The sequence below is a fragment of the Microbacterium sp. NPDC055599 genome (assembly GCF_053618975.1).
The window spans coordinates 255,195-270,045 of the sequence record NZ_JBSHIM010000002.1 but is presented as its reverse complement, the minus strand read 5'-3'; the positions used below and the strand labels follow the sequence as shown (position 1 = coordinate 270,045).

Here is a 14,851-nt window from a genome sequence, read left to right as displayed (position 1 = left end):
AGGTATGTATCATGTTACGTGTTGAGTGTTGATCTTCATGGAGTCGCTCTCGACGCACACCCCTCGGCCCGCTGGTGGGGGCCAGTAAACCGCGGGGTGGGCCGGCACCGCACGGTGTCGGTTTCCCGGGTGCTCGCACCCGGCAGTGCAACGCACTGGGGGTGTGGTTCGTTCGGGTGCGGACCACACCTCAGCGTTGTGCCTGCCGCGCCTCGCGTCACCCGCCGTTCACCGTGACGTCGCCGACCGGACACGCGCGACTGCGACGATCTCCGCACACCGCCCACCCCGGGAGTTCCGTGCGCACGCCCCTCGTCACCGTCATCCTTCCCGCGAAGGACGCCGGACCCTACATCGGGACGACCCTCGAGACCCTCACCCGGCAGTTCGACGACCCGCACGATCTGCAGCTCGTGGCGATCGACGACGGCTCCCGCGACGACACGCGCGCGCTCATGCAGCACTACGCCGACCGGTTCCCGCGCGCCAGGGTGGTGCACAACCCGACGCCGCGCGGCCTGGCGAGCGCCCGCAACCAGGGTCTCGCGCTCGTCGAGGGCGAGGCGTTCTGCTTCCTCGACGGCGACGACTGGTTGCAGCCGCGGCGGCTGGCCGTGCTGGCCTCTCGCCTGCGCGCGCTGCGCTGCGACTTCGTCCGCACCGATCACGTGACCGTCACCGGCACCCGCCGCACGCTGGTGCGCGCGCCGTTCCCCTGGCGCGAGACCGTCGCCTCGCCGCGGAGCGCCATCCTGCCCGCCGACGAGCCGACCATGGTCGACTACCCGTACGCCTGGGCCGGGCTGTTCCACCGCCGCCTCCTCGACCGCGGCCTGGCCGGGTTCCCGCCCGGACTGTTCACCGCGGAGGACCGGCCGTGGATCTGGCGGCTGCACCTGGAGGCCTCGTCGTTCGCGGTCGTCGACGCCCCGGCGCTGCTCTACCGCCGCGGCGTCGCGGGCTCGCTCACCCAGATCGCCGACCTGCGGCAGCTCGACTTCGCCGAGGCCCTGTCCCAGGTCGTCGCCCTGGCGCAGCGCGACCGCGACGCCGAGCGCTTCCTGCCCAAGGCCGTGTGGACCGCGCTCGCGCTCAGCTCTCACCACCTGGTGCGCTCGCGGCGCATGTCGCCGCCGGTGCGCGCGGAGATGCGGTCGCGCATCCGCGAGCTGCTCCGCGGTCTCCCCGCGCCGGAGGTCGCCGCGGTGGTCGAGCGGCTCGACGCGCCCCGGCGCCGCGTGCTCGCGCGCACGCTCCGACGTGCGGGGCACACGCCGTGACGCGGGTCTTCGCGCTGCACAGCGCCTACGGTCTCGCGACCGCCGTCGCGGCGATCGACCGCGGCCTCCTCGATGGGCCGACCGCCGCGCGCCCTGAGCAGGTGCTGGTGCCGTTCACCTCGTCGCGCGTGCCCGAGCTCGCGGTCGGCATCGACGCCGACCCGGCCCTGGGTCGGCTGCGCGCCCGGTTCGACCGCATCGAGCCGCTGAGTGACCTCCTCGGCCCGCTGCACCCCAGCGCGTGGGAGCCCCCGGAGGGCGAACTGCCCGTGCTCGGTCGGCTGATCGCCCGGGCCTGGGGCATCGACCCCCGCGACCTGGAGCTGTGCGTGCAGAGCCCGCAGGTCGCTCCGGCGCGGACGCTGTTCGGACTGTTTCCCGACGCGCGTCTCACGATCGTGGGCGACGGCCTCATGACGTATGCGCCGATGCGGGTGCGGCTGCCGCACACCGTGACGGCACGGATCGGCCGCGTGGTCTACGCCGACGTCGTGCCCGGCGTGCGTCCGCTCGTCGCGTCGCCGACCGCCGAGACCGTGCCGGTGCCGCGCGCGGCCTTCGCGGCGGCGCTGCGCGAGACCGCGACGCCGGAGGTGCCGACGGTGCCGGCGGACCCGGAGCCGGGACCGTCCACCGTGCTGGTGCTCGGGCAGTACCTGTCGGCGCTCGAACTGCAGACACCGGCGCAGGAGATCGCGCTGCAGCAGAGCCTGGTCGACCGGGCGGCTGCGTGGGAGCCGGAGCGCATCGTGTTCAAGCCCCATCCGGCGGCGCCACCCCTGCTCACCGATGCCGTCCGTGCCAGGGCGCAGTCGCTCGGCATGGCGTTCGAGGAGCACCGCGGCACGGGGCCCGCGGAGCTGGCGGCCGAACGCCTCGATGCGCGAGCCGTGGTCGCGGCGTTCTCCACCGCGCTGCCGACCGTGCACACGGTGTTCGGCCGCGACATCGGTGCCGCCGGGACCGCGGACCTGCTCGGCACGCTCGCTCCGTTCGAGAACAGCAACCGCATCCCGCTCACGATCGTCGACGCCCTCACCCGCACCGACGCCCCGAGCCCGGAGCCGCCCGAGCTGCAGCGCCTCGTCGATGCGGTCGGCTATGCCATGCAGCCGCTCGTCGCCGAGCACCTGCGGGAGCGCGCGGAGGAGTTCCTGCGCGACCTCGACGATGACGAGCGCCGCCGGTACTTCTCGGCGGAACGCCTCACGCAGCTGCGGTTGCCCGGCGCCGCGCCCGCGACCCTGCGACAGCGCCTGCGGCACCCCGCGGGCGGCATCGGGCGGATCGAGGAGTGGCGGCTGACGGCGATCGGGGCACGGCGTCGCGCCGGTCGCGCGTGGCGGGAGATCCGGGGAGGATGACGAGCATGCAGCAGACAGACGAGGGAGCGCCGCGGACGGTGGCGATCATCCCGGCGCGCGGCGGGTCGAAGCAGATCCCGCGCAAGAACCTGGAGCGCGTGGGCGGGGTGCCGCTCGTGGCCAGGGCCGTGCACGCGGCAACGGCCGCCGCGGGCATCGATGCGGTCGTGGTCTCCACCGACGACGACGAGATCGCGGCGGTCGCGGAGGCCGCGGGCGCGCGCATCGTCCGGCGCCCCGCGGAGCTGTCGGGCGACACCGCGTCGTCCGAGGCGGCGATCCTCCACGCGCTCGACGAGCTCGAGCGCCGGGGAGAGTCGTTCGCGGTCGTCGCGTTCGTGCAGGCCACGTCGCCCTTCGTGCCGAGCGTGGAGCTGTCCGCCGCCGTCGAGGCCGTGCGGGAGGGCACGGCCGACAGCGCGTTCGCGGCCGTCGAGACGTACGGCTTCCTGTGGCGCACGGGGCCCGACGGGGAGGCGGAGGCGCTCAACCACGACGCGAGCCACCGTCCACGGCGCCAGGACCGTGAGCCGCATCACCTCGAGACCGGGGCGTTCTACGTGTTCCGGGCGGACGGGTTCCGCCGCAGCCGGCACCGCTTCTTCGGCCGCACCCGCATCATCGCGGTGCCCGAGTGGAGCGCGATCGAGATCGACGACGCGGAGCAGCTCGCGGCGGCGCGGGCCTTGGCGGCCCTGCGTGAGACTCCCGCGCGGATCCCGGTGCGCGCGGTGGTCACCGACTTCGACGGCGTCCACACCGACGACACCGCGATCGTCGACGCCGACGGAGGGGAGCGGGTACGGGTGAGCCGGGAGGACGGCATGGGCGTCGCGCTGCTGCGCCGCGCCGGCGTGCCGATGCTGATCCTCTCCACCGAGGTCAACCCGGTCGTGCGGGCGAGGGCCGACAAGCTGCGCGTCCCCGTGCTGCACGGCATCGACGACAAGGAGGACGCGCTGCGGCGGTGGGCGCAGGAGCAGGGCATGCCGCTCGCCGACATCGCGTACCTCGGCAACGACGTGAACGACCTCCCGGCGATGCGCATCGTCGGGTGGCCGGTCGCCGTCGCCGACGCGCACCCGCTCGTGCGGGCCGAGGCCAGGGTCGTGCTGCACCGCCGCGGGGGAGACGGTGCGGTCAGGGAGCTCGTCGAACGCGTGTTGTCGAGCTGACCGCCCCCGGTAACCCTCCGGTCGAGGGCCGTTCACCCGCGGCGCGTACTCAGGAAGGACGGCGGCAACCCGCTCGACGACCGGAGGATTCATGACTGTCAGCATCGGCTCGCGTGTGATCGGCGGCGGCCGTCCGGCCTACGTCATCGCGGAGATCGGCCTCAACCACAACGGCGACGTGGACATCGCCAAGCGACTGATCGACGTCGCGGCGCGGGCCGGGGCCGACGCGGTCAAGTTCCAGAAGCGCACCCCCGAGATCTCCACGCCGGAGCACATGCGCGATGTACCGCGGGAGACGCCGTGGGGTGTCATGAGCTATCTCGACTACCGGCGCCGGGTCGAGTTCGGCCGCGACGAGTACGTCGAGATCGGCGACCACGCCACGCTGCTCGGGCTGGACTGGTTCGCGTCGCCGTGGGATGTGCCGAGCGTGGCGTTCCTGGAGGAGCTGAACGTCGTGGCGCACAAGGTCGCCTCCGCGAGCCTGACCGACACCGAGCTGCTGACCGCGCTGCGCGAGACGGGCAAGCCCGTGATCCTCTCCACCGGCATGTCCACGATCGAGCAGATCGACCGCGCCCTCGACACCCTCGGCACCGACCGGGTCGTGCTGATGCACGCGACCTCGACGTATCCGCTGGAGCCGGAGGAGGCGAACCTGCGGGTCATCGCGACCCTCCGCGACCGCTACCCCGGCATCCCCGTCGGATACTCGGGCCACGAGCGCGGCCTGCAGATCTCGCTCGCCGCGGTCGCGATGGGCGCCGTCGCGGTCGAACGGCACATCACGCTCGACCGGACGATGTGGGGCTCCGACCACGCCGCGTCGCTGGAGCCGACCGGACTCGAGCACCTGGTGCGCGACATCCGGGTGATCGAGCGGGCGGTGGGCGACGGCGTGAAGCGCGTGTTCGACAGCGAGCGCGCCCCCATGGCCAAGCTGCGTCGCGTGCCGGCATGACCGACGCCTCCGGGCTGCGCGTGGTCGCGGTCGCCGATGCCGACTCGTTCGTGAAGTGGTCGGCCTCGCTGCTCGGCGCGGTGCCCGGTCTGCGCCCGCAGCTGCTGCTGGTGCGCACGCCCCTCACGGTGAGCGCGGAGCAGGAGCGCGCGGCGCGGGAGGGCACCGGGGTCGCGGCGACCGATGTCACCCGGCTCGACCTCGCGCAGGTGGCGGCGTGGCTGGACCGGCAGCGGCCCGACGCGGTGCTGCTCGCCGGTCGCGGGCCGTTCGTGCGGCTGCTCGGACGCGTGATCGACTCGCTCGCGCACCGGCCCGTCGTCGTGTCGGGGCTGCCCGGTATGGCGATCCCGGCGCAGCGCGGAGCCCTGGAGTACCGGCGTCACACCGACCTGCTGATCGTGCACTCCCACCGCGAGGTCAGGGCGTTCGCCGAGCTGGGGGAGCGGATCGGGGTGCCGGTGCCGCTGGCGCTCGCGACCCTTCCGTTCGCACGGGGCCCGCACGGCGGCCGGAGGCGGGCGGAGCGTGCCGAGGCGCGGATCCTCGCCGGAGGGGCGCCGCGGACCGCCCTCGCCGACCGCCCGACGGAGCCGGTGGCCGACGCGGAGCCGCGGCCGGGTGCCACGGACGTCGTCTTCGCCGCCCAGGCGCTGGTGCCCGCGGATCGCGCGGCGAGGGCCGACATCGCGGCCCTGCTGGTGCGCGCCGCCGAGGCCGACCCCGACCGGCGCGTGGTGGTGAAGCTGCGTGCGCGACAGGGCGAGGCGGAGACCCACCTCGACCGCGAGCCCTACACCGGGCTCTTCGGGGCCGCGCGGCCGCGGAACCTCGTGTTCTCGCACGCTCCGATGGACACGGCGCTGGAGACGGCGGCCGGGCTGGTCACCGTGAGCTCGACCGCCGCCGTGGAGGCGCTGGCGCACGGGGTGCCGGTCATCGCGCTCGACCGCTTCGGGGTGAGCAAGAGCCTGCTCAACACGGTCTTCGTCGGCAGCGGGCTGCTGGGCGGGGCGGGCGAGGTCGTCGCCGGCCGCTTCCGGCGCCCGCACCCGGCCTGGCTGCGCGACAACTATTTCCACCCCGCCGCCGAGTCGGACTGGTGGGACCGGGTGCAGGAGCTGGTCGCGCTGCGCCGAGCGGGCGCGCTGCCTCCGCGCCGGGTGCCCGCCGCGCGCGGGGGTGCGCTGCACGAGGCCTGGCACCGGGCGAGTGTGCTCGGACGGGAGGACCGCAGCATCTCCGGACGGCTCGCGCTCGCGGTCGGAGCCCCGGCGGTGCGGCTGCTGTCCGGCGTCCGCGCTCGCCGCAGTCCGGAGGGCGCCTCCACGTGGGCGGACCCGTCCACGGACTACACGCTCGAGCCGAACCCGTTCGCCGACTCGCTGCGTCGCTGAGCCCCGCCTCGTCCATCCGGGTCGTGGTGCGTCAGAGGCGGCGCCAGTCGTGGCTCTCGACCGCGGCGCCGGCCTGCGGGCCCATGTGCAGCATGCCGCCGTCGATCACGACCGAGGCCCCGGAGATGTAGGCGGCTTCGGGCGAGGCCAGGAAGGCGATCAGCGCGGCCACCTCGCGCGCGTCCCCTGGTCGTCCGAGCGGGATGCCGGGGCGGTCCTCCGTGTGCGGGTCGGTGTCGGTCTGCCCGGTCATGGGTGTGGCGATCTCGCCGGGGGCCACGCTCACCGCGCTGATGCCGTGCGCACCGAGTTCGAGCGCCAGGTTCTTCATGAGGCCGCCGAGCCCGTGCTTCGCGGCGTCGTACGCGCTCGCCCCGACCATCGGCTGATGCTCGTGCACGCTGGTGACCGCGATCAGCCGGCCACCGCGTCCGGCCGCGACCATGGCCCGCGCCGCCCGTTGCAGGCACACGAACGCGCCGGTGAGGTCGGTGTCGACCACGCGGTTCCACTCGTCGAGGGTCACGTCGAGGAACGGGGTCTGCAGTCCCGCTCCGGCGTTGTTGACGAACACGTCCACCCCGCCGAGCTCGGCGATCAGGCCGTCGACCGCGTCGCCGCACGCGGGGATGTCCGCCACGTCGAGGCGGGCGACCACGGCCCGAGCGCCGTGGCTGCGCACCTCCTCCGCGGTCTCCTGGGCGCCGGCCTCGTCGCTGTGCCAGGTGATGCCCACGTCGATGCCGGCCGCGGCGAGGGCGACCGCGGTCGCGCGGCCGATGCCCGAGTCCGCGCCGGTCACGATCGCGCGTCGGGCCTCGGCTTCCAGGCGCGCCTGCGGCTCCCCGGACTCCAGGCCCGTGGTCGGCGTCTTGTCGTTGTGCTGCGATTCGGACATGCGGCCCTCCTGCTGCTCGTGGTCGTGCGGGCGACGATACGAGGGCCGACGGAGCACGGTCGATGCGCTTGACGGCGGCGGGTGGCGGCGCTAGCGACCCGATGCCCGCGGCGGTGGCCCCGCAGAATCGAGGCCGCCGTCGCGGGCGTCGAGCGCGGGTCAGTTGCTGCGGCGGATGGCGCGCACGCCCACCACGAGGCCGACCGTGGCCACCGCGAGTGCGGCGATCCACCCCCACAGCACGGTGAGGTCGCCCAGGTCCCCGGCGAACAGCGCCCGCTCCGCCTGCACGACCCAGTTCACCGGGTTGACCGTCGCGACCGCGCGCATCCAGTCCGGCGCGGCGTCGAGCGGCAGCAGCATCCCCGACAGGATCAGCAGCGGGAAGATGAGCGACTGCTGCACGCCCCAGAACAGCCACTCCCGGTCTTTGGTCGCGAGCGCGAGCGAGTACGAGAGCGAGCCGAGGCCCACCCCGAACACGGCGAGCAGCGCGAGGCCGATCAGCAGGCCCGGCACGTCGACCGCGAACCCGAACGGCCATGCGATCAGGACGATCACGAGGGCCTGCACCACGATCGGCGCGATCTCCTTCAATGCGCGGCCGACGAGGAGGGACGACCGGGCGAGCGGGGCGACGAGGGTGCGCTCGTGCGAGCCGGTCATCATCTCGTACTGGAGGTTCGACCCGGTGGCGCCGGTGCCGAACAGCACGATCATCACCAGCACGCCCGGCACGAACCACGACAGGGTCTCGCCCGCGGGCTGTCCGGACTGGCCGATCAGCAGCGGGGCGAACAGCCCGAGGAACACCAGGGGCTGCAGCAGGCTGAAGATCAGGGTGAACGGGTCCCGCACCACGGGCTTGAGCTCCCGCGTCAGCACGTGGCGGGTGTCGCGTGCGAGGTTCGGGCGCACGAGCGTGTCGGTGGTGGTCATGAGAGGACTCCTGTCGTGGTCGGGGTGGAGGCGGGCGTGGGCTCGTCCGTGGACTCGGGGGATCCTGCACCCTCGCCCGCATCGCGCAGGGTGCGCCCGGTGAGGGCGAGGAACACGTCGTCGAGTGTGGGCGGCACTCCGGTCGCGCGCTGCACGACGATGCCCGCGGCGTCGAGCTCCCGCACGACAACGGGCAGCAGCCGGTCGCCGTCGGGCACCGCGAGGGAGAGGCAGGCGTCGTCCCGCACGACCTCGGCCGGGCTCCGTCGGGCGACCACGGTGCGCGCCCGCTCGGCCTCCGCGGCGTCGGCGAACCCGAACGTGAGCACGTCGCCCGCGAGGGTGGCCTTGAGCGAGGCCGCGTCGTCGTCCGCGATGATGCGGCCCTTGTCCATCACCATGACCCGCTCGGCGTAGCGGTCGGCCTCCTCCAGGTAGTGCGTGGTGAGGAAGACCGTGGTGCCGTGCTGTGCGCGCAGGTCGAGGATGTGCTCCCACAGGTTCGCGCGGCTCTGCGGGTCGAGCCCCGTGGAGGGCTCGTCGAGGAACAGCAGGGGTGGTGCGTGCATGAGCCCGAGGGCGATGTCGAGCCGGCGCTTCTGCCCGCCGCTGAGCTGCTGCACGGTGCGGCCCGCGAACGACGACAGGTCGAGCGAGTCGATGAGCTCGTCCGCCCTCCGCACGCTGTCGCGCTTCGTCAGGCCGTAGAAGGCGCCCTGGCTGAGCAGTTCGTCGCGCACGCGCTGGGAGAAGCTGCCGCTGGTGAGCTGACCGACGTAGCCGATGCGCGCGCGGACGCCCGCGGCGTCGGTGCGGATGTCGTGCCCGACCACGCGCGCGCTGCCGGCCGACGGCGGGATCAGGGTGGTGAGCATGCGGAGGGTCGTCGACTTGCCGGCGCCGTTCGGGCCGAGGAATGCGACGAGCTCACCCCGCACGGCGCTGAAGGAGACGTCGGTGACCGCGTGCACCGGCGCCTTCTTGACGGTGAAGGTCTTGGTCAGGCCTTCGGTCTCGATGAGGGTTTCGTTCATGGGAGAGAGCGTAGAAAGCAACGCGGACACATCCTGTCCGCATCGTCTGCCAATCTGAGCTCATGTCCGACACCACCGCCCGCGCCCTCGCCCTGCTCAACCTGCTGCAGACGCACCGGCACTGGCCGGGCACGGAGCTCGCCTCGCGACTGGGCGTCACCGAGCGCACCGTCCGCCGCGACGTCGACCGCCTGCGCGAGCTGGGCTATCGCGTCGAGTCCACGCCGGGATCGGCCGGCGGCTACCGGCTGGAGGCGGGGAGCGCCGTGCCGCCGCTGCTGCTGACCGACGACGAGGCGGTCACGATGGCGATCGGCCTGCGGGTCGCCGCCACGCAGCAGCTCGTCGGTGGCGCGGAGGTGACGCTGACCGCGCTGGCGAAGCTGGAGCAGGTGCTGCCCTCGGCGCTGCGGCAGCGGGTGAACGCGCTCGCCGCGGCGGTGCAGCCCCCGCGGATCGGCGCGGGACCGGTGGTGTCGCCCGTGGTCATCGGCGAGATCGCGCTCGCCACGCGCGACCACGAGCGGCTGCGGCTGCGCTACGTCGACGGGCAGGGGGAGGAGAGCGTGCGGCGCGTGGAGCCGCATGCCCTCGCCCCGGCCGGACGCAAGTGGTTCCTCCTGTGCTGGGACCTCGACCGCGAGGACTGGCGCACGTTCCGCGTCGACCGCATCACGTCCGTCGAGCACACCAGGGTGCTGTTCGCGCGGCGCGAGCTCAGTGCGCAGGAGATCGAGGAGCGGGTGCTGATCGCGGCGTCGTGGTCGCCGCAGAAGATCGAGACCGACGCGGTGATGGAGCTGCCGCTGGCGGAGATGCAGGAGCGGTTCGGGCCGTGGGGACAGGGCGCCACGGCGGAGGGACCCGACCGCACGCGCTGGCCCTTCGGCGGCGCGGACTGGCGGGAGGCGATGTACGGACTGCTCTGGATCCCCGCGGGCGTCGAGTACACCACGAGCTTCCCCGAGCCGCACCGTGCGGAGCTGCGCGAGGCGGTCGAGCGACTGCTGCGGGCGCTGGACGCTCCCACGCCCGCGTCATCCGCGGACTCATAGGGTCATCCCAGGGAACGACCCTGGCGGGGAACATCACGGCCAGGTAACGTCAGTGCCATCGCGGCGATCCGGGCGGTCCCGGGCCCCGGCTCATATCCGGAGGCGTTGCGGGTTCGACTCCCGCCGTCGCGTCCACTCCCTGAGGCGTTCGCGTCCGCGTCCACGACATGGCGCATGATGGACGGATGCCCACCGCCCCTCGACCCGGACTCCGCGTCACGGCCGGTCTCACGATCCCCGACGCCGAGCTGTCGTGGCGCTTCTCGCGCTCCTCCGGCCCCGGGGGACAGGGGGTGAACACGGCGGACTCGCGCGTGGAGCTGGTGTGGGACGCCGCGGGTTCCGCGGTCCTGTCGCCGGTGCAGCGCGAGCGGATCCTGGAGCGTCTGCGGGGACGGCTCGTCGGCGGGGTGCTGACGATCGCGGCGTCCGAGCATCGGGCGCAGCTGCGCAACCGGGAGGCCGCACGCGAACGCCTGGCCGCCCTGGTCGCGGAGGCCCTGCGTCCGCCCGCCCCGCCGCGCCGCGCGACGAAGCCGAGCCGCGGATCGAGGGAGCGTCGGCTCACGGCCAAGCACCGCCGCACCGACGTCAAGAGCCTGCGGCGTCGTCCGCGCGAGGAGTGAGGGAGCCGCTCAGCCGGAGTCGCGGGTGAGCCGCTTCTCGACGGGGCCCCAGCCCTCCTCCAGCACGGTGAATCCGGCCTCGAGGATGTCGCGCTGGTCGTCGCTCTCGGTCACGAGGATCTGCATCTGCAGGATGAACCGGGAGTACACGCGGATCTCCGCCGTGGGGGCGGTGAGCCCGAGCTCCTCGGCGATCGCGTCGGCGAGGGCGTCTTCGTGCCGCAGCCACATCTTCGCCGCGTAGTCGCGCAGGGCCGGCGTCTCGTTGAGGAAGCGCAGGAAGGTGCGGGCGACGTCGTCTCCGTGCTCGTCGAGGTTGGCGCCGATCTCGGCGGCGTAGAAGTCATGGATCGCGCGGTTGATGGTGACGCCGGTCCTGCGGTCGCGCACGGCGGCGACGAGGCGGTCGCGCTGCTCGTCGTCCTCGTCGAAGACGAGCGCCTCCTTCTGGGGGAAGTGGGCGAAGACGGTGGTCGGGGAGACGTCGGCGGCGTCGGCGACCTCGCGGATGCTGACGTTGTCGAAGCCGCGCTCGAGGAACATCCTCGTCGCGACGTCGGAGATGTTCTTGCGGGTCGCGGCCTTCTTGCGCTCGCGGCGGCCGAGGGGCGCGGGGGTGGTCATGAGAGCCAGGCTACCGCGCTCGGTATAAAAGTGGCTTGACGCCAAAACTGGTATCGCTACACTTTCGATATGACTTCACCCATCTCCTCGGTCCGTGGTGCCACCCGCGCCTGGATCATGCTCATCGTGCTGACGATGCTCACCGTCATCGGCATGACGGTGGTGCTCCCCGTGCTGCCGTTCGTCGTGCTGCAGTACGTCTCGCACGAGCGCGACCTGGCCCTCTGGGTCGGCGTGCTGGAAGCGGTCAACGGCCTGTGCGCCTTCCTCGTCGCGCCCTTCCTCGGCCGGCTCTCCGACCGGTTCGGCCGACGGCCCGTCATCATCGCCGCCGCCTTCGGCGCCGCGTTCTCCATGGCCCTGTTCGGCATCGGCGGAGCGCTCTGGGTGCTCGTGCTCGCCCGTGTCATCCAGGGGCTGACGGCGGGCGACCTGCCCGCGCTGTTCGCCTACCTCGCCGACATCACCCCGCCGGAGAAGCGTGCACAGCGCTTCGGCCTGCTCGGAGCGCTGACCGGCATCGGCACCATGATCGGCCCGGCCGTCGGCGGGCTCCTCGCGGCGATCGACCTGCGCCTGCCCGTGTTCCTCACCGCCGCCGTCGCCCTGGTGATCGCGATCCTCAGCATCTCCCTGCTGCCGGAGAGCCTGAAGCCCGAGAACCGCATCCCGCGGATCACGCTGCGCGCCGTGCAGCCGTTCGCGGTGTTCCGCGAGGCCTTCGGACGCCGGGAGCTGCGCGGCCTGATGATCGCGTTCGGCCTGCTCGCGCTGCCGTTCGGCTTCTTCGTCAACAACTTCAGCATCCTCGCGCTCGACTCCATCCAGTGGGGGCCGACGCAGATCGGGCTCCTCACGGCGGGCGTGGGGATCGTCGACATCCTCATCCAGGGCGTGCTGCTGGCCATCCTGCTTCCGCGGATGGGGGAGCGCGGCGTGATCCTCAGCGGCATCGTCGCCCAGGCGATCGGCCTGGCCGGTCTCGCGGTCGTCGCGACGCTGATCGCCCAGCCGTGGCTGTTCATCGTCGGGGCGCTGCTGCTCGCCGCCGGACAGGGAGCCGCGCAGGCCGCCATGGACGGCGCGATGTCCAACGCCGTCGGCGACGACGAGCAGGGCTGGCTCGGTGGCGCCACCCAGTCGCTCAACGCCGCGATGGGCACGGTCGCGCCGCTGATCGCCGCGGCCCTCTACACCGCCGTGAGCCACGCCGCCCCCTACTGGCTCGGGGTCGCGCTGATGGCCGTCGCGGGGATCGTCGTGGCACGCGCCCACATCGCGAACACCGCGAAGCGCCCGCGCCCCGCACCCTCCGGCCCGGCGCCCGCGGAGCTCGTGGCCGCCGAGTGACAGCTCCGCGGGGTGCCCCGGTGATCCGGTGCGCCCCGCGGCTCAGTCCTTCCCGCCTCCGCGGACGAGTTCCAGCCCGGCACCGGCGAACTGCCGCAGCGTGGCATCCGGCAGGAACGCCCGCGTCAGCGCGCCGCCGATCCGGGTGAGGTCGCTCTCGTCGCGGAACAGCAGGTACATGGTCTCGTAGCGCGGGTGGAACTTCTGCTTGAACCGGTGCAGCGAACCGAACCCGTACACGGGTTCGAGAGCCTCCGCGAGCCGGTCGCTGAGCGCCGCGATCATGCCCGCGTCCGGCGGGTAGTCGTGCGCGAGCGGAGCCCCGGAGAGCGACATGATCTGCGCGCCCTCGTCGGAGAACTGCTTCGCGGACGACCCGATGAGGTACTCCATGACGGGGCCGAATCCGCCCTCCCTGCGGCGCATCAGGTCGAGCGTCCACCCCCGCACGACGCCGCCCTCGCCGTAGATGGGCAGCCAGGAGAGGAAGCCGTCGACGTCGCCGTTGGGGGCGATGGCGAGGGCGAGCCGTACCTCCGGATCCTCCGCCTCCTCGAGGGTGCCGAGTGTGAAGCGCATCTCGGGGAGGTCCTTGTCGCCGACCCAGGCCTCGGAGATCGCCCGCAGCTGCTGCTGCACCCCCCAGGGTTCCTCCTTCAGATGCGTCATCCGGAACGTCATGTCCTCGCGTCCTGCCTTGTTGAGGGAGGTGCGCACGGAGTTCCAGCGCTTTCCGGTGAACTCCAGGCCCGGCAGGTCGACGATCGTGTCGTCCGCCACGACCAGGCTCCGCCAGGTCTCCGGCACCGCGGCCCGCGTGGCATCGTCGGCGCTGAAGAAGCAGGGGATGAGCCCGGCGCCCTCCGCCGCGCGGATGAAGTCCCGCACCGCATCGGTGCGGCGTTCGCGCGGCCCGATCGGATCCGCCAGTGCCAGTGCCACGCTGTTGCGCCGCTGATACGCGACGATGCCGCCGTCCACGCGCGCGAACGCGTTGCCCTCCCAGGTGGTCATCCACGACAGGGTGCCGCCGCCGTGGGTCTTCAGCTCCTTCTCCAGATCGGCGAGCGTGGGTGCCGGCTGCGCGCCGAGCTTCGACCGCCGTCGGGCTCGGAACGCCCGCCGCACCACGATCAGGTAGACGAGGATCAGCAGCCAGAGCACGCCGCTGGCGAGGGCGAGCTCGGTCTCGCCGTCGATCTGTAGTTCGAGCTGTGCCTCGCTGGTCAGGATGATCAGCGCCAGGATGAGCGCGCCGGAGAGCACGTTGAGGCTGGCGAGGATGATCGCGAGCACCCACGCCCATCGCCGACCGCGACGCAGCCCGTTCGCGATGAGCAGGATGACGGCCGCGTCGAGCGCGGTGTCCAGGAATCCGCCGGAGACGGGTGCGGTGGGGCCGAAGGGGCCGTCGGTCGGGACCAGGACGGTGATGACCTCGGTCGCCAGCAGGAGCAGCACGGCCATGACCGCGATGAGGCGCTGCTCGCGGACCGTCGTGTGCCGCACGCGCAGGCTGCGGTCCACCGCGAGGATCAGCAGCACCGCCAGCAGATGCTCGAGGTCGGCGACCTTGCCCCAGAACATCATCGCGATGAAGACGAACCCGAGGAGGATGAGCCAGCCGCGTACCCGCCACGGGGGACGGAACAGGCCGACGGCTGCAGCGATGCAGGCCATCGTGCCCCCGGACGCGCCCACGTCGAGCGCGCGCGCCTGCTCCGCCGCCCACGCCCATTCGAACTGCGACAGCAGCAGGAGCAGCAGCGCGGTGGCGAAGATCGCGAAGAGCTGTCCCACCACGTAGTAGGCGATCGCGACGCGGCTTCCGCGACGGAACTCCAGGTACCCCATGCCCCAGAAGCCGGCGATCGTGAACAGGTACACCCACGGCTGGTTGACGAAGAACGTGCCGGTGACCGGCGTCCACCATTTGCCGTCCGACAGGTTGGGCAGGCCGTACGCGACCGAGGGGAACAGCTCCGAATCCTCGAACGGCCGCCACAGTCCCTGTGAGACGACGCCGACGACCAGGATCAGGCCCACCATCGTGAGGGTCGCTGGGATGCGCCGGGCGACGGTGATCAGGGGGCGCGCGGGAGCGGAGGCATCCTCGGACATGCGCTCAGCGTAGCGACGGGTCCC

13 protein-coding genes and 1 tRNA gene are annotated in these 14,851 nt (G+C 72.8%); 9 read left to right on the top strand and 5 right to left on the bottom strand.

Annotated elements, in window-relative coordinates:
- The first annotated feature begins 299 nt into the window (after nt 1-299).
- The 5 genes from ACWGQ1_RS02940 to ACWGQ1_RS02920 all read left to right on the top strand — a co-directional run bounded on the left by ACWGQ1_RS02940 (nt 300) and on the right by ACWGQ1_RS02920 (nt 6,180).
- On the top strand, nt 300-1,280 hold the full coding sequence (locus tag ACWGQ1_RS02940) for a glycosyltransferase (RefSeq protein ID WP_452312297.1): 981 nt from the start codon (nt 300-302) through the stop codon (nt 1,278-1,280).
- A complete protein-coding gene (locus ACWGQ1_RS02935; protein WP_452312296.1) occupies nt 1,277-2,644 on the top strand; it encodes a polysialyltransferase family glycosyltransferase in 1,368 nt (455 codons plus the stop codon). Before ACWGQ1_RS02940 ends, ACWGQ1_RS02935 begins: the two co-directional genes overlap by 4 nt.
- A 5-nt stretch (nt 2,645-2,649) precedes the next feature.
- On the top strand, nt 2,650-3,819 hold the full coding sequence (locus ACWGQ1_RS02930; protein WP_452312295.1) for a cytidylyltransferase domain-containing protein: 1,170 nt from the start codon (nt 2,650-2,652) through the stop codon (nt 3,817-3,819).
- A 91-nt stretch (nt 3,820-3,910) separates the two neighbouring features.
- On the top strand, nt 3,911-4,783 hold the full coding sequence (locus ACWGQ1_RS02925; protein ID WP_136028661.1) for an N-acetylneuraminate synthase family protein: 873 nt from the start codon (nt 3,911-3,913) through the stop codon (nt 4,781-4,783).
- A complete protein-coding gene (locus ACWGQ1_RS02920; RefSeq protein ID WP_452312294.1) occupies nt 4,780-6,180 on the top strand; it encodes a DUF6716 putative glycosyltransferase in 1,401 nt (466 codons plus the stop codon). The genes ACWGQ1_RS02925 and ACWGQ1_RS02920 overlap by 4 nt, the downstream gene beginning before the upstream one ends.
- Before the next feature lie 31 nt (nt 6,181-6,211).
- On the opposite strand, the gene ACWGQ1_RS02915 is transcribed toward ACWGQ1_RS02920, so the two are convergent.
- The 3 genes from ACWGQ1_RS02915 to ACWGQ1_RS02905 all read right to left on the bottom strand — a co-directional run bounded on the left by ACWGQ1_RS02915 (nt 6,212) and on the right by ACWGQ1_RS02905 (nt 9,051).
- On the bottom strand, nt 6,212-7,078 hold the full coding sequence (locus ACWGQ1_RS02915; RefSeq protein WP_452312293.1) for an SDR family oxidoreductase: 867 nt from the start codon (nt 7,076-7,078) through the stop codon (nt 6,212-6,214).
- Between the two features lie 159 nt (nt 7,079-7,237).
- Nucleotides 7,238-8,017 (bottom strand): ABC transporter permease, encoded by a 780-nt coding sequence (locus tag ACWGQ1_RS02910; RefSeq protein WP_136028664.1) that lies wholly within the window; start codon nt 8,015-8,017, stop codon nt 7,238-7,240.
- Nucleotides 8,014-9,051: an ABC transporter ATP-binding protein gene (locus tag ACWGQ1_RS02905; protein WP_136028665.1), complete on the bottom strand. Its 1,038-nt coding sequence runs from the start codon at nt 9,049-9,051 to the stop codon at nt 8,014-8,016. Before ACWGQ1_RS02905 ends, ACWGQ1_RS02910 begins: the two co-directional genes overlap by 4 nt.
- A gap of 62 nt (nt 9,052-9,113) precedes the next feature.
- Here ACWGQ1_RS02905 and ACWGQ1_RS02900 point away from each other — a divergent pair, with 62 nt between their 5' ends.
- The 3 genes from ACWGQ1_RS02900 (at nt 9,114) to arfB (ending at nt 10,732) form a co-directional block, all read left to right on the top strand.
- Nucleotides 9,114-10,106, top strand: coding sequence for a helix-turn-helix transcriptional regulator (locus tag ACWGQ1_RS02900; protein WP_136028666.1), 993 nt, complete (start codon nt 9,114-9,116; stop codon nt 10,104-10,106).
- Between the two features lie 59 nt (nt 10,107-10,165).
- A tRNA-Met gene (locus ACWGQ1_RS02895) sits at nt 10,166-10,241 on the top strand.
- Nucleotides 10,242-10,291: 50 nt separating this feature from the next.
- Nucleotides 10,292-10,732: an alternative ribosome rescue aminoacyl-tRNA hydrolase ArfB gene (gene arfB, locus ACWGQ1_RS02890; RefSeq protein WP_136028667.1), complete on the top strand. Its 441-nt coding sequence runs from the start codon at nt 10,292-10,294 to the stop codon at nt 10,730-10,732.
- Between the two features lie 9 nt (nt 10,733-10,741).
- Here arfB and ACWGQ1_RS02885 read toward each other — a convergent pair whose 3' ends face one another.
- A complete protein-coding gene (locus ACWGQ1_RS02885; protein ID WP_136028668.1) occupies nt 10,742-11,356 on the bottom strand; it encodes a TetR/AcrR family transcriptional regulator in 615 nt (204 codons plus the stop codon).
- 69 nt (nt 11,357-11,425) lie between these two features.
- Here ACWGQ1_RS02885 and ACWGQ1_RS02880 point away from each other — a divergent pair, with 69 nt between their 5' ends.
- Nucleotides 11,426-12,706: an MFS transporter gene (locus ACWGQ1_RS02880; RefSeq protein WP_247637673.1), complete on the top strand. Its 1,281-nt coding sequence runs from the start codon at nt 11,426-11,428 to the stop codon at nt 12,704-12,706.
- Between the two features lie 42 nt (nt 12,707-12,748).
- On the opposite strand, the gene ACWGQ1_RS02875 is transcribed toward ACWGQ1_RS02880, so the two are convergent.
- Nucleotides 12,749-14,827, bottom strand: a complete 2,079-nt coding sequence (locus tag ACWGQ1_RS02875) for a bifunctional lysylphosphatidylglycerol flippase/synthetase MprF (RefSeq protein WP_247637672.1) — start codon at nt 14,825-14,827, stop codon at nt 12,749-12,751.
- Nucleotides 14,828-14,851 lie beyond the last annotated feature (24 nt).

Bases quoted from the DNA above. Each gene is read 5' to 3' on its own strand.
- ACWGQ1_RS02930 (WP_452312295.1), top strand. From the start codon at position 2,650: ATGCAGCAGACAGACGAGGGAGCGCCGCGGACGGTGGCGATCATCCCG.
- ACWGQ1_RS02925 (WP_136028661.1), top strand. From the start codon at position 3,911: ATGACTGTCAGCATCGGCTCGCGTGTGATCGGCGGCGGCCGTCCGGCC.
- ACWGQ1_RS02920 (WP_452312294.1), top strand. From the start codon at position 4,780: ATGACCGACGCCTCCGGGCTGCGCGTGGTCGCGGTCGCCGATGCCGAC.
- ACWGQ1_RS02915 (WP_452312293.1), bottom strand. From the start codon at position 7,078: ATGTCCGAATCGCAGCACAACGACAAGACGCCGACCACGGGCCTGGAG.
- ACWGQ1_RS02910 (WP_136028664.1), bottom strand. From the start codon at position 8,017: ATGACCACCACCGACACGCTCGTGCGCCCGAACCTCGCACGCGACACC.
- ACWGQ1_RS02905 (WP_136028665.1), bottom strand. From the start codon at position 9,051: ATGAACGAAACCCTCATCGAGACCGAAGGCCTGACCAAGACCTTCACC.
- ACWGQ1_RS02900 (WP_136028666.1), top strand. From the start codon at position 9,114: ATGTCCGACACCACCGCCCGCGCCCTCGCCCTGCTCAACCTGCTGCAG.
- arfB (WP_136028667.1), top strand. From the start codon at position 10,292: ATGCCCACCGCCCCTCGACCCGGACTCCGCGTCACGGCCGGTCTCACG.
- ACWGQ1_RS02885 (WP_136028668.1), bottom strand. From the start codon at position 11,356: ATGACCACCCCCGCGCCCCTCGGCCGCCGCGAGCGCAAGAAGGCCGCG.
- ACWGQ1_RS02880 (WP_247637673.1), top strand. From the start codon at position 11,426: ATGACTTCACCCATCTCCTCGGTCCGTGGTGCCACCCGCGCCTGGATC.
- ACWGQ1_RS02875 (WP_247637672.1), bottom strand. From the start codon at position 14,827: ATGTCCGAGGATGCCTCCGCTCCCGCGCGCCCCCTGATCACCGTCGCC.